Below are 17,438 nucleotides of genomic sequence, written 5' to 3' on the forward strand. Positions count from 1 at the left end.
ATGACCACCACTGTTGAGCCGACCACGGCGACGGGCCGCGTCGCGCGGGTCATCGGCCCGGTCGTCGACGTGGAGTTCCCCGTCGACGCCATTCCGAACATGTTCAACGCCCTGCACGTCGAGGTGGAGAACCCCGACGGCTCGGGCAAGAAGACCCTGACCCTCGAGGTCGCCCAGCACCTGGGCGACGGCATGGTCCGCGGCATCTCGATGCAGCCGACCGACGGTCTGGTCCGTGGCACCCAGGTCACCGACACCGGTGCCGCCATCTCGGTGCCCGTCGGCCAGATCACCAAGGGCAAGGTCTTCAACGCCCTCGGCGACGTGCTGAACGTGGACCAGAAGGAGTTCGACCAGCAGGTCGAGGTCCGCTGGCCGATCCACCGCAAGGCGCCGGAGTTCAAGGACCTCGAGTCCAAGACCGAGATGTTCGAGACCGGCATCAAGGTCATCGACCTCCTCACCCCGTACGTCCAGGGTGGCAAGATCGGTCTGTTCGGTGGTGCCGGTGTCGGCAAGACCGTTCTGATCCAGGAGATGATCTACCGCGTCGCCGAGAACTTCGGTGGTGTGTCGGTGTTCGCCGGCGTCGGCGAGCGCACCCGTGAGGGCAACGACCTCATCGACGAGATGGTCGACTCGGGCGTTCTGGACAAGACCGCGCTGGTCTTCGGCCAGATGGACGAGCCGCCGGGCACCCGTCTGCGCGTCGCGCTCTCCGCGCTGACCATGGCGGAGTACTTCCGTGACGTCGAGAAGCAGGACGTGCTCCTCTTCATCGACAACATCTTCCGGTTCACCCAGGCCGGTTCCGAGGTGTCGACCCTGCTCGGCCGCATGCCCTCCGCGGTGGGCTACCAGCCGAACCTGGCCGACGAGATGGGCCTCCTCCAGGAGCGCATCACCTCGACCCGCGGTCACTCGATCACCTCGATGCAGGCGATCTACGTCCCCGCGGACGACCTGACCGACCCGGCCCCGGCCACCACCTTCGCCCACCTGGACGCGACGACCGTTCTGTCGCGCCCGATCTCGGAGAAGGGCATCTACCCGGCCGTCGACCCGCTGGACTCCACGTCCCGCATCCTCGACCCGCGGTACATCGCGCAGACCCACTACGACACGGCCCTCCGTATCAAGGGGATCCTGCAGAAGTACAAGGACCTCCAGGACATCATCGCCATCCTCGGTATGGACGAGCTGTCGGAGGAGGACAAGATCACGGTCCACCGGGCCCGTCGCATCGAGCGCTTCCTCTCGCAGAACACCTACGTGGCGAAGCAGTTCACCGGTGTCGAGGGTTCGACCGTGCCGCTGTCGGAGACCATCGAGGCCTTCAACTCGATCGCGGACGGCAAGTACGACTCCGTCCCGGAGCAGGCCTTCTTCATGTGCGGTGGCATCGAGGACCTCGAGAAGAACGCCGCCGAGCTGGCGAAGAAGTAATCGCGGCCGGTAGCAGCTGAGTGACCGTGAGGGGTGGCCCCGAGCCCGGGACCACCCCTCGCGTCGCATCGGCTGTGATTCCGGTCAAATCCGTGCCGCCGGTTTCATGCCGGGGGCGCGCGGCCGTTATTCTTACCGAAACTCCCGAGTAATCGGGGGTTGCATGAGCCTAGGAGCCCACGTTGGCTGAGCTGCACGTCGAGCTGGTCGCAGCCGACCGCAAGGTGTGGTCCGGTGCGGCCACCATCGTCGTCGCCCGTACGGCCTCCGGCGACACCGGCATCATGCCGGGTCACACCCCGGTGCTGAGTGTGCTGGAGACCGGTCCGGTCACCATCCGCACGACGGACGGCGGCACCGTGATCGCCGCGGTGCACGGCGGCTTCATCTCCTTCGCCGACAACAAGCTGTCTCTGCTCGCGGAGATCGCCGAGCTGGCGGACGAGATCGACGTCGCCCGCGCCGAGCGCGCGCTGGAGCAGGCCAAGTCGGGCCTGGACGAGCACGCCGAGCGGCGCGCCGAGGTCCGCCTGTTCGCGGCGCGCGGCCTCAAGGCCCACGTCTGAGTGCGCCGAGACCCCGGTTCAGCGGGGTCGACCGACGGTCCCGGGGACGCGTGAGCGTGACCCCGGGACTGTCGTCGTAGTTGGTAGGTCAACGCGGTCGCTTGATACGACCGATACGGGGAACGCGGGTAGCGAGGAGGTAGGTGAGCATGGTCCTCGCGCTTGTGGTGTGTGCGGCGGTCGTGGCGCTGGGTGTGATCGGCCTGGTGGCGTTCGCGGTACGACGCCGCCTGATCCAGCGGGTCGGCGGCACGTTCGACTGCAGTTACCGACTCAAAATGCCCGCCGACGCCTCGACGCAGTCCGACCTCGACGAGAACGGCAAACCCACCTCGGCCCCGGTCCCCCAGACCGACGGCAAGGGGTGGGTTTTTGGTATCGGCCGCTACAGCGGTGACTCGATCGAGTGGTTCCGGGTCTTCTCGTACGCCCCGCGCCCGCGCAGGGTGCTGCCGCGCCGGGAGATCGAGGTGCTCGGCCGGCGCTACCCGGAGGGCCAGGAGGAGCTCGCCCTGCTCTCCGGCTCGGTGGTGCTGCGCTGCCTGCACAACGGGGAGCCGCTGGAGCTGGCGATGAGCGAGGACGCGCTCACCGGCTTCCTCGCCTGGCTGGAGGCCGCCCCACCCGGGCAGAGGGTCAACGTCGCGTAGCGACGGACCCTCGGGGTGGGGGTGCCCCCGGCCGGAGGCTGGGGGAGGTGAACGTCGCGTAGCGGCGGGACCCTCGGGGTGGGGGTACCCCCGGCCGCCGGGCTGATCCCCGCTCGGGGTTAACGCCGCCTAACCCGTCCGGCTACGCTGGCCGCATGGTGAATCTGACGCGCATCTACACCCGTACCGGCGACGACGGCACCACCGCGCTCGGCGACATGAGCCGGACCACCAAGACCGATCCCCGCCTGGCGGCGTACGCCGACACCAACGAGGCGAACGCGGCGATCGGGGTGGCCGTCGCGGCCGGATCGCTGCCCGAGGACATCGTCACGGTGCTCGTCCGGATCCAGAACGACCTGTTCGACGTCGGCGCGGACCTGTCCACGCCGGTGGTCGAGGACCCGAAGTACCCGCCGCTGCGGGTGCTGCCGTCGTACATCGACCGGCTGGAGGGGGACTGCGACCACTACCTGGAGCAGTTGGAGAAGCTGCGTAGCTTCATCCTGCCCGGCGGCACGCCCGGCGCGGCCTACCTGCACCTGGCCTGCACGGTGGTGCGGCGGGCCGAGCGGGCCACCTGGGCGGCGATCGCGGAGCACGGGGACAGCGTCAACCCGCTGACCGCGAAGTACCTCAACCGGCTCTCCGACCTGCTGTTCATCCTGGCCCGGGCGGCCAACAAGGAGCGCGGCGACGTGCTCTGGGTGCCGGGCGAGAACCGCTAGGGAGAGTCCCTCAGAGCCGCTTCTCCGGGACGCCGGCGGCGGGCTGCTCGGCGATCGGGGCGTGCGCGTCCTGCTCGCCGGCCGGCGGCTGCTTGGGCCAGAGCGTGTAGCTGACGGCGATGACCACGTTGACCACGGCGGCGATGCCCAGCTTGAGGTACCACTGGAGGAAGGTGCCGAAGTGCGCGGAGCCTCCCGACAGCGGCACCAGCAGGGTGATCAGACTCAGCGTGATCACGGCCGAGACCACCGTGCGGCGGCAGATCTGCCACTCGTACCGGGACCGCTCCGCGCCGTACTTCGGCGAGCGCGGCGGCTTGGGGCCGCCGGCGAAGCGGTACATGAAGTGCCGGTCGGCCCAGCGGACCAGGGAGGGCCCGTATCCGATCGAGAAGCCCGCGTAGCTCGCCGCGAGGGCGTGCGTCCAGCTCGCGGCGGCGCCGCCGCGCAGGTCGAGCACGGTGAGCGCGTACAGGGTGAGGTCCACCACCGGCAGGCCGGCCAGCAGGGCGGTGCTGGTGCGGCGCCACCGCAGCAGGTAGCGGGCGGCGAGACCGAGGCCGAGCAGGATCCAGAAGGAGATCTCGGCCGCGACGATGAGGGTGACGATCACGTTGTGCTCCCGGGCGGTCGGCGGTGCCTCCAGCCTGGCGCGCGGGCGTGGCCGCGTCGTCGTCGCCGGGTGCCGTCCCGGCCTGCACCTTTCGATGTACGGCTGCTCCTCCGGGGACGGGAGCCGCCCGGCGCCCGGGGATGGTGAGATGGGGGTGTGCTGAGACCGACCCTCACCCCGCGCCAGGAGGACCGGGGGATCGCCCTGCTCGGTCTGCTCGGCGGAGCGCTGCTGATCGCGCTCCAGGTCTACGACAACTCGTCGCGGATCCCGCGCTGGGCGGTGGTGCCGTCGCTGCTGGTGATGGCGGTGCTGGAGCTGTTCCGCCGGACCAGGCCGGTGCTCACCACGACGCTGGGCGGGCTCGCCTTCGGGTACAGCATCTTCACCGGCGCCCTGCTGGCGACCAGCCTGATGTACACCGACCTGCTCTACGCGGCGGTGCTCTACGGCACCCCGAGGATGTCCCGGATCCTGCACCTGACCGGCACGGGCTCGGTGCTGGTGCTGTCCACCCTGGTGCTGATCTACAGCGACGCCTCGAACGCGGTGGCGGTGGTGGTGCTCACCGTGCTGATCTACCTGGCGCCGGTCTGGACCGGTGACGTGGTCCGCAAGCACCGCGACCGGGCGGTGAGCGAGCGGCTGCGGGCCGAACAGACCGCGCTGCTCTCGGAGATGGACCGGCGTGAGGCCGTCGTCGCCGAACGCGCCAGGATGGCACGGGAGTTGCACGACGTGGTGGCCAACCACCTGTCGGCGATCGCGATCCACGCGACCGGCGCGCAGTCCGTCGCCCGGCGCCGTCGGCTGGCCGGGGACGACCCGCTGGTGGAGGTGCTGGCGGTGATCCGGGAGAGCAGCGTCCAGGGTTTGGCCGAAATGCGTCGCATGATCGGACTGCTGCGCGACAGCGGCGGGGGAGAGGCGGACGAGTCGTACGCGGCGCCCGACCTGGCCGCCGTGGACGCCCTGTTGGCCAAGGCCCGGGCGGCCGGTCAGGACGTCGGGCTGGACTTCGAACTCGCCGAGCAGGGCGAGCGCGGGGAGGTCCCGGTGCCGGTCCGGCTGGCCGCGTACCGGATCGTCCAGGAGTCGCTGACCAACGCGCTCAAGCACGCCGGGCCCGGACTGGTCAGCGTGCGGATGGAGTTCGGCCCCGAGGAACTGCGGATCGCCGTGGACAGCCCGTACCGGCACGGCCCGGGCCGCGAACTGCCCGGCGCCCGGGCCGGGCTGGTCGGCATGGCGGAGCGGGCCGGGCTGCTCGGCGGCAGCTTCGAGGCGGGGCCACGGAACGACTACTGGAGCGTGCGCGCGGTACTGCCGCGCGGGCGGGAGAGCGGGGCAGGGGCATGACGATCCGGGTGCTGGTGGCCGAGGACCAGGCGGCGGTACGGGCGGCGCTGGTGATGATCCTGCGGGCCGAACCGGACATCGAGGTGGTCGGGCAGGCCGCCGACGGCGAGGAGGCCGTCCGGCTGGCGCTGGAGCTGCGGCCCGACGTGGTGCTGATGGACGTGCAGATGCCCCGGCTGGACGGCGTCTCGGCGACCCGGCAGGTGGTCGCCGCCGGGGCCGGCCAGGTGCTCGTGCTGACCACCTTCGACCTGGACGAGTACGTCTACGGCGCGCTGCGGGCCGGCGCGGCCGGGTTCCTGCTCAAGGACCTGGAGGCGGACACCCTGGTCGAGGGCGTCCGGACGGTGGCGCGCGGGGACGGCATGCTGGCGCCCTCGGTGACCAGGCGACTGATCGGCGCCTTCGCCCGGCCGGACCGGGCGGTCGGGCCGGAAGCCAGGGAGGCGGTGGCCGGACTGACCCCGCGTGAGCGGGAGGTGCTGGCCTGCATCGGGGCCGGGCTGTCCAACGGGGAGATCGCGGCCCGGCTGGAGATGGCGGAGGCGACCACCAAGACGCACGTCAGCCGGATCCTGGCGAAGCTGGGGCTGCGCAACCGGGTGCAGGCGGCGATCCTGGCGCAGGACCTCGGGCTGAGTGTCTGACCGTCCGACCGTCTGATGGTCTGGCCATCCGGTCCGGTCAGATGGTCCGATCGGCTGGTCTGATCAGCTGGTCACGGCGGGTCTGGGTCGCCCGACCAGGTCGGGCGCAGATCACACTCCCGATTGACACCACGGGGCCGGATTGGGCATTAGAGTCCCGGCAACGAGCGACGCGGCTCTCCGGCGGTGACCCCTGCCCTGAGCCGCCTTCAGGGCCCGCCCCAGGGCGGCGACGGCATCGGGAGACCCAGCCATGAGCAATGCGTCCAGCAAGCAGATCGCCGTGATCGGTGCCGGCCTGATGGGCGCCGGCATCGCCCAGGTGTCCGCGCAGGCCGGCCACCCGGTGGTGCTGCGGGACGTCACCGAGGAGGCCCTGCAACGCGGTCTCGCGGGCATCCGCGCCTCCTACGCGAAGTTCGTCGCCAAGGGCCGGCTGAGCGCCGAGGACGCCGAGGCCGCGCTGGGCCGGATCACCACCACCACCGACCTGGGCGCCGTCGCCGAGGCCGACATCGTGGTCGAGGCCGTGTTCGAGCAGTTCGAGGTCAAGGAGGCCGTCTTCCGGGAGCTCGACAAGCTCGCCAAGGACGGCGCGGTGCTGGCCTCCAACACCTCCGCCATCCCGATCACCCGGATCGCCGCCGCCACCCGGCGCCCCGAGTCGGTCGTCGGCGTGCACTTCTTCTCGCCGGTGCCGCTGATGAAGCTGGTCGAGCTGGTCCGCGGCTACAAGACCAGCGACGAGACCCTGGCCGCCGCCCGCGCCTTCGCCGAGGGCGTCGGCAAGGACGTCGTGGTGGTCAACCGGGACGTGGCCGGCTTCGTCACCACCCGCCTGATCACCGCACTGGTCGTCGAGGCCGCCAAGCTGTACGAGTCGGGCGTCGCCACCGCCGAGGACATCGACACCGCCTGCCGCCTCGGCTTCGGCCACCCGATGGGCCCGCTGGAGACCGCCGACCTGACCGGCGTGGACATCCTGCTGCACGCCGCCCGCAACATCTACGAGGAGACCCAGGACGAGAAGTTCGCCGCCCCGGAGATCATGGCGCGCATGGTCACCGCCGGCGACCTCGGCCGCAAGAGCGGCCGCGGCTTCTACCCGTACGAGGGCAAGTGAGCCCCCGCCGGAACGGGTGAACGACGACGCCCGGCGACCGGGCGGGCCGTGCGGCCGAACACCGTACGGCCCGCCCGGTCGGGGGCGGGTGAGTTTCCTCACGCCAGGTGCCGCAGACGGGTGATTTGGGCGGTAATCGAGCGTAGGTGTGGAGACTGACTGCGTATATTCCCTCGGACGAGTGAAGTTGCTTCAGATCTGGCCGGAACCAGCAACCTGCGCTGCTGGTTCGCCGTCAGAAGAGGGAGACCCGGCCCAGCACGACGAGGCTGCGACCGGACCCGGGCGAGGGGCCACGGCCCGCCCGGATGGACACCCCACCCCCCGACCCGGCACGGCCGGGTCGGACCACCCCCGTACCGGACCGGTCAGGCGAAGGAGGAGAGCATGCGCATCACCGGCGACCACAGGGCGCTGGCCATCGAAGGCCGCCTCGACGTGCGCACCGCCGCCGACGCGCGTGCCCGGCTGCACCAGGCCGTGGACGGCGGCCTCGGCGACCTCGTGCTCGACCTCGCCCGGTTGGAGTTCTGGGACGCCACCGGCCTCGGCGTGATCATGGGCACCCACCGCAGGGCCGGCCGGATCGGCCGCCGGCTGGTGCTGCGCTCCGTCCCGGCCCAGCTCCAGCGGCTGCTGGTGGCCACCAAGCTGCACCGCATCCTGGCCGTGGACGGCGTCACCGAGGCCCAGGGGATCGCCCTCTAGTGCTGCTCCGCGGAAGTTCGTGGAGGGGTGTTGATCAGGCTGCTTTGAGTGGGGTGCCCTCGTAGGTCCAGTGGTAGGGCTTGGCGGTCTCGTTGTGGCCGATCACGTAGGCCTCCAGCTTCTCGATCAGGTCGTCGCGGCTGGCGAAGTCGCCATGCCGCACGACTCGGCGGGTCAGGGCGGAAAAGAACAACTCGACCTGATTGAGCCACGAGGTGTGCGGAGGGGTCCACCGGACGTGCCAGCGTGGGTGGGCCGCCAGCCACGCCTTGGTGTGTTTGGCCGTGTGGGACGAGCCGTTGTCGAGCACGACGTGGATCTCACTGCCGGGTGCGATCGCCTGGTCGAGCTGGTTCAGGAACGCGGTGAAGGTCGCCGCGTCGTTGCGGGCGATCACCTCGGTGAGGACCTCGCCGGTGCGAACGTCGAGCGCGGCCACGAGGGAAACCGTGCCGTGGCGCCGGTACTCGAACTCCTGCCTGGTCGGCTCGCCGGGGCGTGTGGAACGCCCGGGATAGCGGCGCGAGCGGGCCGCGACCGCGGTCTTCTCGTCGATCGAGAGCACTACCGAGCCCGCGGGCGGATTCAGGTAGAGGGCGCACACCTCGGCGGCCCGCTGCCAGAAGTCGGGAGTGTCCCGGCGGGTGAGCCAGCCACGGACCTTGTGCGGCTTCAGGTCCAGGCCGGCCAGGATCCTGCCGACCTGGGAGGCGGAGACCGGCGCGAAGCACGTGTCGGCCACCCGTCGGGCGATGGCGCGGTGCGACCAGGTCGACTCCGGATGCGGAGGCGCGCTGGTGGCAGTGGCCACGATCGCCATGCGGACCTCGGGCCCGTAGGCCTTTGGCCGGCCCGAGCGTTCGGCGTCCCGCAGGCCGCCCAGACCCAGGGTGGCGAACCGGCCCCGCCACTTGCGCACCGTGTTCACGCTGACATCCAGCTCCCGGGCGATCGCGCCATTGGCGAGCCCGTCCGCCGCCGCGAGCACGATGCGGGCCCGCAACACCGCCCGTACTTCGGACTTCGCCGAAGCCGCTGTCCTGTCCAGCCGCTCGCGGACCCCCGTCTCCAGTACCACCGCGACCGCCGCCCCCGCCCGTTGATCACCACGCACGGCCACCGATCATGGCGGGCCGCCGCCGCACCCGGCAGGATGGGCCTGTGCCGAAGAACCCGCCGGAATCGATGCAGCACCACCTGCGCCAGCGCTTGAACCGCCACGCCCGCGAACGCTGGCTGCACGTGGACGCCATCTCGGTCCGCTTCCGTGCCGGATTTGCGTACGTCGCCGCCGAGTTGCCCGGTGGCCAGAGCCTTCCACTGTGCCGCCTGCGCTTCACCGGCGTACTCCACACCTGGGGCTTCTCGCTTTACCTGGCCAGCAACGACAGCTACCGCGACAACTTCCTGCCCAGCGGGCTGCCGTCCGGCTCCCCGGAAGAAGCCCTCGACTGCGCAGGCGGCCTCTACCTCAGCGGACTGGCTATCTGATCAACACCCCTCCACGAACTTCCGCGGAGCAGCACTAGGGCCTGTCCCGCCCTGCCCTCGTTCGGCCTCTGCCCTTGCTCGTTCCCAGCCCGCGTTCGTCCCCTGCCCGGTCTTCGTCCGGCTCCGACCCGGCCCGGATCGGCCGTCGCCCGGCCCCCGACCGGACTGCCCCTGCGCGGGCGGGCCCGGATGTGCAAGAGTCTGCCCGTCAGATGACGGCCGCCTCAGCCAGCTGCCCCCAGCCCGCGCGCGGCCGCGACCGAGACGTCAGCCGACCGGCGCGGGGCGCCGGCGGCCGAGCAGGATGCGGAGCAGAACGTGGCACAGCCAACCGGGGAGTTCCGGCAGGAGGCCGCCCGCACCCGAGGCGGCGAACTCGTCTCCGGCGCCCTGCTGGTCGGCGTCGGCGCCCCGGACGGCTCCGAGGTCAGGCCCTGCCCCGAGGAGTGGCGGCCCCGCCCGCGCCGGATCGAGCGCAGCGAGCCCGCCCGGGGCCCGGTCGGCGGCGTCGGCCGCGCGGTCGGCCCGCTCGCCCTCGGTGCCGGGCCCGCCGACCTGCCGCTGCTCGACCGCGAGGCCGACGTCGCCGAACTCCTCGGCCTGCTCGCCGAGGGCCGCTCGATACGCCTGGTCGGCCAGGCCGGCTCGGGCCGCAGCGCGCTGCTGTCGGCCGTCGCCGAGGCCGCCGCCGACCTCGCCCCCGGCGGCGTCGTCCAGCTCTGCGGGCACCGCCGCACCACCGCCGACCTGCTCCAGGACCTCTTCGCGGCCACCCATCACGCCCCCGGCTACCGGCCCGACCCGGGCCGGCTGGCCGTGCACCTCGCCGAGGTCGGCGCGATCGTGGTCGTCGACGGCGCGGAGCAGTCCGGCGCCGAGCTGGAGGGCCTGCTCGCCATCGCCCCCGGCTGCGCCTTCCTGATCTCCGTCGCCCCCGGGAGCCCGGCGCTGTCGCCCGGCTCCCGCTTGCAGGACCACCTGGTCGCCGGGCTCTCCCGCTCCGCCTGCCTCGCCCTCGCCGCCCGCCAGGCCGGTCGGCCGCTGGACGCCGAGGAGAAGGCCTGGGCGGTCGACCTCTGGTTCGAGTCCGAGGGACTGCCGCTGCGCTTCGTCCAGGCCGCCGCGCTGCTGCGCCAGCGGGACGTCGCGGTGGACGCGCTGGTCGCCGCCGAGGAGGACCGGATGGGGGTCTTCGGCGCGGTCGAGGAGCCCGTCCACGACCCCGACCCGGCCGTCCGCGAGAACGCGCTGCGCCGCACCGTCCCGCTGCCGTCCGTCGCCGAGACCGCCTCACCCGCCGTCCGGCTCGCGGAGGGTCTGAGCGAGCCCGCCCAGGCCGTCCTGAGGCTCGCCGTCGCGCTCGGCGGCGAGTGCCCCACCGCGCCGCACCTGCCCGCGCTGATCGACGTCGGCCAGGGCGAGAGCGCCCTCGCCGAACTCGCCGACGCCGGGCTGGCGGTGTCCATCGGCGGGCACCACCGGCTGACCGCCGGGGTGCTGGACCTGCTCGCCCCGCACTGGCCGGCCCGCGGCTGCCTGGACGGCGCCGCCCAGCACTTCTCCTGGTGGGTCGGGCACAGCTCGGTGTCGCTGGCGCAGGTCGCGGCCGAGGCGGAGGTGGTGGTCGGCGTGCTGGTCGCGGACCGGGAGGCCGGCCGGCACGACGCGGTCGTGCGCCTGGCCCGGGCGGCCGCGCCCGCGCTGGCGCTGGCACTGCGCTGGGGCGCCTGGGAGCGGGTCCTGCACCTGGGGCTGGAGGCGGCCCGCAGGACGGGCTCCGGTACCGACCAGGCCTGGTTCCACCACGAGGCGGGCGTGCACGCGTTCTGCGTCCAGGAGCCGTCCCGGGCGATGGCCGAGCTGGAGACGGCGCTCACCCTGCGGTCCGCCGCCGGCGAGCAGCGCGGCGTCGCGGCAGCCGGCCGGATGCTGGACCTGCTGCGCGCCGACGGGCGGCAGCTGGCGCCCGCCGCGACCCCCGGGCCGGCGCCCGTGCGGCGGCCCGTCATCCGCGCGATAGCCAAGGTGCCGTCCAGCCTGCGCTCCGGGACCAGGCGCCGGGTGATCGCCGCGTCGGCGGCCGTCCTCGCGCTCGGGGCGCTCGGGACGGCGGTGGCGATGAGCGCCACCGGTCCGGAGCAGCACCCGGGCAACGACCCGCACACCCGGCTCGACGACCCCGACGGCGGGCAGGGCGGGCCGCTCCCGTCGCCGCACGCCGGCGGCCCGACCGCCGCCACCGGTGCCACCGGTACGGGGGCGCCGGGGACGGACGCGGGCGGCGGTCCGGCGGCGGACGGGACCAGCCCGGAGCCGTCGCAGAGCGGTGGCGCGTCGCGCTCGCCGAGTGCGTCGAAGAAGCCGAGCCGTGGGCCGAGCGAGACCGCGGGGGCCACCGAGCAGCCGCAGCAGTCGCAGTCGCAGCCGCCCGCACCGGGACAGTCGCAGCCGCCGGCCCAGCAGTCCGGCCCGCCGCCGGGCGGTGGCAGTGGTGGCAGCGGCGGCAGTGGTGGTGCCGGTGGTGGCAGCGGTGGCAGCGGTGGCGGTGGCAACTCCGGGGGCACTCAGCCCGGCGGAGGCGCCAGTACGCCGCCCCCGCCGAAGCCGTCGACCACGTCGCCCTCGGCGACCGCGACCACACCGCCGCCCGCCACGACGGGCCCCGCGACCGGGACGCCCAGTCCGTCGTCGACGGCGTCCTCGCCGCCCGCGAGCTGACCGGTCAGAACAGCTTGAGCTTGTCGTCGTCGATGCCGCGCAGCTCGTCGTAGTCCAGCACCACGCAGCCGATGCCCCGGTCGGTGGCCAGCACGCGGGCCTGGGGCTTGATCTCCTGGGCGGCGAAGATGCCCTTGACCGGGGCCAACAGCGGGTCCCGGTTGAGGAGTTCGAGGTAGCGGGTGAGCTGCTCGACGCCGTCGATCTCACCGCGGCGCTTGATCTCGACGGCCACCGTGGTGCCGTCCGAGTCGCGGCAGAGGATGTCGACCGGGCCGATCGCGGTGGGGTACTCGCGGCGGATCAGGGACCAACCGGCGCCGAGCACCTCCATCCGGTCCGCGAGCAGTTCCTGGAGGTGCGCCTCGACGCCGTCCTTGATCAGGCCCGGGTCCACCCCGAGTTCGTGGGAGGAGTCGTGCAGCACCTCCTCCAGCGTGATGATGAGCTTCTCGCCGGCCTTGTTCACCACCGTCCAGACCCCGTCCGCCTCCTTGAGCGCGCACGGCGGGGACATCCAGTTGAGCGGCTTGTAGGCGCGGTCGTCGGCGTGGATGCTGACGCTGCCGTCGGCCTTGACCAGGATGAGCCTGGTGGCGGAGGGCAGATGGGCGGAGAGCCGACCGGCATAGTCGACTGAGCAGCGGGCAATTACGAGACGCACGGTCGACCACGCTAGCCCACCGGGGCCAGTTGATGCGATTCCACGACGACCGGGTGAAGAAACCGGGAACCCCGCGAACATGGAGGTTCGGCAATTCCGCGCACCGCCCGTCGCGGTCTGGCGCCCACCCCCTGGGGTCGCTACCGTACGTGACGGCACGCGTGCGGGATCGCTGTCAACGGGGACGGAGACTTCAGATGAACGATCCGACGGGATCCGGCCAATGTGGTGCACCACCGCGTATTTCCAAAGCAATCCACAGGAATGACCGGCCCGTCCCGCCGTTGACTGCCACGCTGTTCCGAGCGCGGTCGGTGTCCGGGACGTCACGTCCCGTGGTGCCGCCGCCTTCGCAGGGTGTCAAAAACGCCCGTTCCACGGCGTTCCGGACACCACGCGCGATCCGCCCACCCTCACTGTGAGCTTGGACTACGCACGACCACCCGGGCGCCGCGCGGGTGGACCGCGAGAGGAGAATCCATGTCGCTCGACGTCTCACCGGCCCTGCTGGAAAAGGCCGAGCGGGGCGAGGTCGACGAGCGGGAATTCGTCGACTGCGTCCGCGTCTCGCTGCCGTACGCCTGGGACCTGATCAGCTCGCTGGTCGCCCAGGCGAAGGTCGACGGTACCGACTTCGCCGACAACCAGGTACCGCCGCCCAGCGAGCAGGCCCGCGGCCAGCTCCTGCGGGCCCTCGCCAGCGACGCCATCCGGGGGGCCCTGCAGCGGCACTTCGGGGTGCGGCTGGCCTTCCAGAACTGTCACCGGGTGGCGGTCTTCCTGCCGTCGGACGCCAACGAGGCACGGCACGCACGCTTCACCTCGGTCCGGGAGCAGCTGCTCAACCAGTCCGAGGAACTGCGGGACTGCTGACCCGGCAGCACCGCCGATCCCGGGCCCTGGGTCCTGATCGGCCCTAGCGGTCCTGAAGGTCGTCGGGCCGCCCCCGTCCCCCGGTGCGGGGGGAGGGGCGGCGGCCCGGACCGGGCCCGGCCGCTCCACCCCCGGGCTCACCCCAGCTGCGGCAGCACCTCGGAGCCGAGCCGGGCGATGTTGTGCAGGGTCGCCTCGCGCTCGCCGCTGCCCTCCGCGAGCAGCGCGAAGCGGCGGATGCCGGTCCGCTCGGCGGTGGCCAGCAGCCGGTCGGCGCACTGCCGCGGCGTGCCCACCGCGTGCAGGTCGCAGAGGAGTTCGGTGTACTCGCGCGGGTCGCGCATCTTGCGCTCCCGGCCGTCCACGGTGCGGTGGGCGCCGAGCCCGTACTCGAACCAGCCCGGCATGGCGTTCAGCAGGGTGGCGCGGGCCGCCGAGGTGCGGTCGTCGACCTGGGCCACCCCGGCCGCGACGTGCCGGCGGTTCACCCGGCGCAGCTGCTCCTCGCCGCGCCCGGCGGCCAGCCAGGCGGTGCGGTACAGCTCCAGCATGCGCAGCTTGTCGTCGTCGCCGGAGTGCATGCCGAGCAGCATCGGCAGGCCGCGTTCGGCGGCCAGCCGCACCCCGCTCGGCGAGGTGCACGCGACCACCATCGGCGGGCCGGCCACCGGCCGCCCGGACGGGTCGAGCTCCTCACCGACGCCCTCGCCGAGGCCCTCGACGTCCTGGCGCTGGCGCGGGAAGCGCACCGGGCCGGACTGCTCGCCGAGACCGAGCCAGCTGCCCAGTCCCGGCCGGCGCACCGGTTCGGTGGCGCGCGGCACCACCGCCACCTCGGGGAAGGCGAACTGCGGGCCGTCCGCGCCGACCCGGGAGCCGCGCAGCCAGCGCAGCAGCAGGTCCAGCCGCTCCGGGAAGCCGTTCTCGAAGGCGTCCACGCCGCCGCCGAACACGTCCAGGTCGATCCAGGGGCCGCCGCGGCCCACCCCGAGCGTGAAGCGCCCGTCCGAGGTGAGGTGCAGCAGCGCGGCCTGCTCGCCGAGCGCCACCGGGTGGGCGGTGGAGAGCACGCTGACCGCCGTGCCGACGCCGATCCGGCGGGTGCGGCCGAGCAGCAGCGCGGCCAGCGTGGCGGCGTTGGGGCAGACCCCGTACGGGACGAAGTGGTGCTCGGCCAGCCAGACGCTGTCCAGGCCCGCGCGTTCGGCCTCGACGGCGGCCCGGACGGTGCGGTCCAGCGCCTCGCGGTGGCTCTGCCCGGGGAACTGCGCGGACAGCAGGAACGCGCCGACCCGCACCGGCGCGGTGTCCGGCGGGAGCGCGCCCGCCCGCTGCGGCGCGGGCAGCGGCTCGCCCGCCGCGGCCGTGACCGGGGCGGGCGAGGTCAGCACCGGGCCGGGGGCGGGCGGCCGGACTCCGACGGGCCGACGGGTCTCGGCGCGGGCGCTGGTCTTGGTCATGGTGGGGCCTCCTCGGGTGCGCGCAGGGTCTGCGGGCCCCGCCTGTTCCCCTTGTGGGTATCCGATGTCATGTGCCAACGGCACGCGGAAACCCGGATTTCGTCGGAGATCGGGTGGATCTCGGCAAAAACGCGGGAGCGTCGGACGATGCCGTGATAGTGGCCTGCCGGAGGGGTGGCCGGCCGTAGGCTGGAACGGCCCCGAAACCCCGGAAGAGAGGTAGTCCGACGTGTCGCCGCGCCGCAACCGGATCAAGAGCGCCGACCCGAGCGGGAGCGCCGAGCAGGCCTCCCCGCTCGGTGGATCGCTGCGCCGCACCGAGAGCCACCAAGGCGACGACTGGGTGGTCCAGACGGTCGCCGGGACGGCCGGGCGGCACTACCGGTGCCCGGGCTGCGACCAGGAGATCCCGCCGGGGATGGGCCACGTGGTGGCCTGGCCGATGCACGGCGCGGGCGTGGACGACCGGCGGCACTGGCACCGCGCCTGCTGGGGCGCGCGGGAGCGCCGGGCCTCCAACGTCCTGCGGGGCCGCGGCGCTCCGCGGTACTGAGCCGGCTGCGTGCCCCCTAGGCGTCCCGGTTCTTGAGCACCAACGCGCCGCCGAGCAGGGCGGCGAGCGTCCAGGCCAGGCAGATCACGAAGCCCGCCCACGGCCCGTACGGCTGGCCGTACTGCTCGTACACCAGCAGCATCCGCGAGCCCGCGTAGTCCGGGAAGTAGTGGGCCAGGGTCTTGACCTTCGGCACCGCGGAGAGGATCGGCGAGAGCAGGAAGAAGAACGGGACCAGTACGCCCAGCGCCAGCGTCTGGCTGTGCAGCATCGTGGTGACGCCGGCCGAGAACAGGCACAGCATCGTCAGGTACAGCGCGGCGCCGAACACCGCGCGCAGCACGTGCGGTTGGTCGAGGCTGGTGGAGTGCGAGCCGAGCAGCGCCTGGCCGGTGAAGAAGGTGACGAAGGCCGTCACCACCGAGACCGCCAGGGCCATCGCGCCGAGCACCACCGCCTTGCCGGTGAGCAGGGTGCCGCGCTGCGGGACGGCGGCCAGGGTGACCCGGATCATGCCGGTGCTGTACTCGTTGCCGATGGCCAGCACGCCGAAGACGATGATGGCGAGCTCGCCGAGCATGATGCCGGAGAAGGCCGTGCCGGTGGCGTCGAAAACGGACTGGTCGCCCCGCCGGAACTCACCGAAGTTGTTGTTGGTGAGCAGGGACAGCAGCGCGCCGATGCCGACGGTGACGACGAAGGTCAGCGCGAGCGTCCAGACCGTCGAGCGGACGCTGCGGATCTTCGTCCACTCGGAGCGCAGGATCGCCGGGAAGGACGTCATCTCAGTTCTCCTCCTGCCGGGCCGCCGCGGTCTGCGGGGCGCCGTCCGCCTTCCAGCCGGCGCCCCAGACGCCGGGTGCGCCGGCCGCGTCCCGGCCCGGGCCGTCGCCCGCGTGGTACTCCACCGAGTCGGCCGTCATCTGCATGAACGCCTCCTCCAACGAGGCCTGCTGCGGGCTGAGTTCGTGCAGGACGACGCCGTGCGCCGCGGCCAGGTCGCCGAGCCGGGCGAGATCGCCGTCGACCACCTCGTAGGAGCCGCCGGGCCCGGGCTCGGGCCGGAGCCCGACGCCGGACAGGGCGTCGAGCAGGCGCTCGGGGTGCGGGGTGCGCAGCCGGACGGCGGAGCGGGAGTTGCGTCGGATGAACTCCGGCATCGGCAGGTCGGCGAGCAGCCGGCCCTTGCCGATGACCACCAGGTGGTCGGCGGTGACGGCCATCTCGCTCATCAGGTGGGAGGAGACGAAGACTGTCCGGCCCTCGGTGGCGAGCCGCTTCATCAGGTTGCGGATCCAGAGGATGCCCTCCGGGTCCAGCCCGTTGACCGGCTCGTCGAACATGACGATCTCCGGGTCGCCGAGCAGGGCGGAGGCGATGCCCAGGCGCTGGCCCATGCCGAGCGAGAAGCCGCGGGCCCGCTTGCGGGCGACCGGGGTGAGGCCCACCAGGTTGAGCACCTCGTCCACCCGGCGGGTCGGGATGCGGTTGCTCTGGGCGAGCCAGAGCAGGTGGTCGCGGGCGGTGCGGCCGGGGTGGACGGCCTTGGCCTCCAGCAGCGCGCCGATGTACTTGAGCGGTTCGCTGAGCTGCCCGTAGCGCTTGCCGTCGATGGTGACCCGGCCGCTGGTGGGGCGATCGAGGTCGAGGATCATGCGCATGGTGGTGGACTTGCCTGCGCCGTTGGGGCCGAGGAAGCCGGTCACCACGCCCTGCGGGACCTGGAAGCTGAGCCGGTCCACCGCGAGGGTCCTGCCGTAACGTTTTGTCAGGTCGTGCAACTCGATCATTCGCGCTCCCTTACTCTTTGTAAGGCTAGGACAAAGCGGATATCGCGGC

The 17,438-nt window shown here is 72.6% G+C and carries 18 protein-coding genes; 12 read left to right on the plus strand and 6 right to left on the minus strand.

Annotated features, from left to right (window positions below):
* The 4 genes from atpD (at nt 1) to ACFWPT_RS20240 (ending at nt 3,390) form a co-directional block, all read left to right on the plus strand.
* Nucleotides 1-1,446, plus strand: coding sequence for a F0F1 ATP synthase subunit beta (atpD, locus tag ACFWPT_RS20225; RefSeq protein ID WP_063347800.1), 1,446 nt, complete (start codon nt 1-3; stop codon nt 1,444-1,446).
* A 182-nt stretch (nt 1,447-1,628) separates the two neighbouring features.
* Nucleotides 1,629-2,012, plus strand: coding sequence for a F0F1 ATP synthase subunit epsilon (locus ACFWPT_RS20230; RefSeq protein WP_063347799.1), 384 nt, complete (start codon nt 1,629-1,631; stop codon nt 2,010-2,012).
* A gap of 149 nt (nt 2,013-2,161) precedes the next feature.
* A complete protein-coding gene (locus tag ACFWPT_RS20235; protein ID WP_380483192.1) occupies nt 2,162-2,662 on the plus strand; it encodes a DUF2550 domain-containing protein in 501 nt (166 codons plus the stop codon).
* A 155-nt stretch (nt 2,663-2,817) separates the two neighbouring features.
* Nucleotides 2,818-3,390, plus strand: a complete 573-nt coding sequence (locus ACFWPT_RS20240) for a cob(I)yrinic acid a,c-diamide adenosyltransferase (protein ID WP_063347797.1) — start codon at nt 2,818-2,820, stop codon at nt 3,388-3,390.
* Nucleotides 3,391-3,400: 10 nt separating this feature from the next.
* Here ACFWPT_RS20240 and ACFWPT_RS20245 read toward each other — a convergent pair whose 3' ends face one another.
* Nucleotides 3,401-4,003 carry a hypothetical protein gene (locus ACFWPT_RS20245; protein WP_380483194.1) on the minus strand — a complete coding sequence of 201 codons (603 nt, stop codon included), beginning with the start codon at nt 4,001-4,003 and terminating at the stop codon, nt 3,401-3,403.
* 156 nt (nt 4,004-4,159) lie between these two features.
* On the opposite strand from ACFWPT_RS20245, the gene ACFWPT_RS20250 reads away from it, so the two are divergent.
* From ACFWPT_RS20250 to ACFWPT_RS20265, 4 genes are all read left to right on the plus strand, one after another.
* Entirely contained in the window at nt 4,160-5,362 is a 1,203-nt protein-coding gene (locus tag ACFWPT_RS20250; RefSeq protein WP_380372653.1) for a sensor histidine kinase, read from the plus strand.
* Nucleotides 5,359-6,009 (plus strand): response regulator transcription factor, encoded by a 651-nt coding sequence (locus tag ACFWPT_RS20255; protein ID WP_063347795.1) that lies wholly within the window; start codon nt 5,359-5,361, stop codon nt 6,007-6,009. The genes ACFWPT_RS20250 and ACFWPT_RS20255 overlap by 4 nt, the downstream gene beginning before the upstream one ends.
* A 253-nt stretch (nt 6,010-6,262) precedes the next feature.
* Complete coding sequence (locus ACFWPT_RS20260; protein ID WP_063347794.1) at nt 6,263-7,132, plus strand: 3-hydroxyacyl-CoA dehydrogenase family protein; 870 nt, start codon at nt 6,263-6,265, stop codon at nt 7,130-7,132.
* Nucleotides 7,133-7,519: 387 nt separating this feature from the next.
* Nucleotides 7,520-7,840: an STAS domain-containing protein gene (locus ACFWPT_RS20265; RefSeq protein ID WP_063347793.1), complete on the plus strand. Its 321-nt coding sequence runs from the start codon at nt 7,520-7,522 to the stop codon at nt 7,838-7,840.
* A 34-nt stretch (nt 7,841-7,874) separates the two neighbouring features.
* Here the strand turns inward: ACFWPT_RS20265 and ACFWPT_RS20270 are convergent, their stop codons facing one another.
* A complete protein-coding gene (locus ACFWPT_RS20270; protein ID WP_380483196.1) occupies nt 7,875-8,918 on the minus strand; it encodes an IS630 family transposase in 1,044 nt (347 codons plus the stop codon).
* Between the two features lie 83 nt (nt 8,919-9,001).
* On the opposite strand from ACFWPT_RS20270, the gene ACFWPT_RS20275 reads away from it, so the two are divergent.
* On the plus strand, nt 9,002-9,331 hold the full coding sequence (locus tag ACFWPT_RS20275; protein ID WP_380483198.1) for a hypothetical protein: 330 nt from the start codon (nt 9,002-9,004) through the stop codon (nt 9,329-9,331).
* Between the two features lie 318 nt (nt 9,332-9,649).
* Nucleotides 9,650-12,049, plus strand: a complete 2,400-nt coding sequence (locus ACFWPT_RS20280; protein WP_380483200.1) for an ATP-binding protein — start codon at nt 9,650-9,652, stop codon at nt 12,047-12,049.
* A 4-nt stretch (nt 12,050-12,053) separates the two neighbouring features.
* Here the strand turns inward: ACFWPT_RS20280 and nucS are convergent, their stop codons facing one another.
* Complete coding sequence (gene nucS / locus ACFWPT_RS20285; RefSeq protein ID WP_063347791.1) at nt 12,054-12,713, minus strand: endonuclease NucS; 660 nt, start codon at nt 12,711-12,713, stop codon at nt 12,054-12,056.
* A gap of 480 nt (nt 12,714-13,193) precedes the next feature.
* Between nucS and ACFWPT_RS20290 the strand changes: the two genes are divergently transcribed.
* Nucleotides 13,194-13,586, plus strand: coding sequence for an SCO5389 family protein (locus ACFWPT_RS20290; protein WP_063347790.1), 393 nt, complete (start codon nt 13,194-13,196; stop codon nt 13,584-13,586).
* A 137-nt stretch (nt 13,587-13,723) separates the two neighbouring features.
* On the opposite strand, the gene ACFWPT_RS20295 is transcribed toward ACFWPT_RS20290, so the two are convergent.
* Entirely contained in the window at nt 13,724-14,884 is a 1,161-nt protein-coding gene (locus ACFWPT_RS20295) for an LLM class flavin-dependent oxidoreductase (protein WP_380372668.1), read from the minus strand.
* A 391-nt stretch (nt 14,885-15,275) separates the two neighbouring features.
* Here ACFWPT_RS20295 and ACFWPT_RS20300 point away from each other — a divergent pair, with 391 nt between their 5' ends.
* Nucleotides 15,276-15,599 carry a hypothetical protein gene (locus ACFWPT_RS20300; RefSeq protein ID WP_063347789.1) on the plus strand — a complete coding sequence of 108 codons (324 nt, stop codon included), beginning with the start codon at nt 15,276-15,278 and terminating at the stop codon, nt 15,597-15,599.
* A gap of 16 nt (nt 15,600-15,615) precedes the next feature.
* Here ACFWPT_RS20300 and ACFWPT_RS20305 read toward each other — a convergent pair whose 3' ends face one another.
* Both ACFWPT_RS20305 and ACFWPT_RS20310 read right to left on the minus strand, forming a co-directional pair.
* On the minus strand, nt 15,616-16,383 hold the full coding sequence (locus tag ACFWPT_RS20305; RefSeq protein ID WP_063347788.1) for an ABC transporter permease subunit: 768 nt from the start codon (nt 16,381-16,383) through the stop codon (nt 15,616-15,618).
* A 1-nt stretch (nt 16,384) separates the two neighbouring features.
* Nucleotides 16,385-17,389 carry an ABC transporter ATP-binding protein gene (locus ACFWPT_RS20310; protein WP_380336731.1) on the minus strand — a complete coding sequence of 335 codons (1,005 nt, stop codon included), beginning with the start codon at nt 17,387-17,389 and terminating at the stop codon, nt 16,385-16,387.
* Nucleotides 17,390-17,438: the final 49 nt, after the last annotated feature.

The sequence above is a fragment of the Kitasatospora sp. NPDC058478 genome (assembly GCF_042720345.1).
GTDB lineage: Bacteria > Actinomycetota > Actinomycetes > Streptomycetales > Streptomycetaceae > Kitasatospora.

Coding starts and splice junctions, on each gene's coding strand:
- atpD (WP_063347800.1), top strand. CDS start 1: ATGACCACCACTGTTGAGCCGACCACGGCGACGGGCCGCGTCGCGCGG.
- ACFWPT_RS20235 (WP_380483192.1), top strand. CDS start 2,162: ATGGTCCTCGCGCTTGTGGTGTGTGCGGCGGTCGTGGCGCTGGGTGTG.
- ACFWPT_RS20240 (WP_063347797.1), top strand. CDS start 2,818: ATGGTGAATCTGACGCGCATCTACACCCGTACCGGCGACGACGGCACC.
- ACFWPT_RS20255 (WP_063347795.1), top strand. CDS start 5,359: ATGACGATCCGGGTGCTGGTGGCCGAGGACCAGGCGGCGGTACGGGCG.
- ACFWPT_RS20260 (WP_063347794.1), top strand. CDS start 6,263: ATGAGCAATGCGTCCAGCAAGCAGATCGCCGTGATCGGTGCCGGCCTG.
- ACFWPT_RS20265 (WP_063347793.1), top strand. CDS start 7,520: ATGCGCATCACCGGCGACCACAGGGCGCTGGCCATCGAAGGCCGCCTC.
- ACFWPT_RS20290 (WP_063347790.1), top strand. CDS start 13,194: ATGTCGCTCGACGTCTCACCGGCCCTGCTGGAAAAGGCCGAGCGGGGC.
- ACFWPT_RS20305 (WP_063347788.1), bottom strand. CDS start 16,383: ATGACGTCCTTCCCGGCGATCCTGCGCTCCGAGTGGACGAAGATCCGC.
- ACFWPT_RS20310 (WP_380336731.1), bottom strand. CDS start 17,389: ATGATCGAGTTGCACGACCTGACAAAACGTTACGGCAGGACCCTCGCG.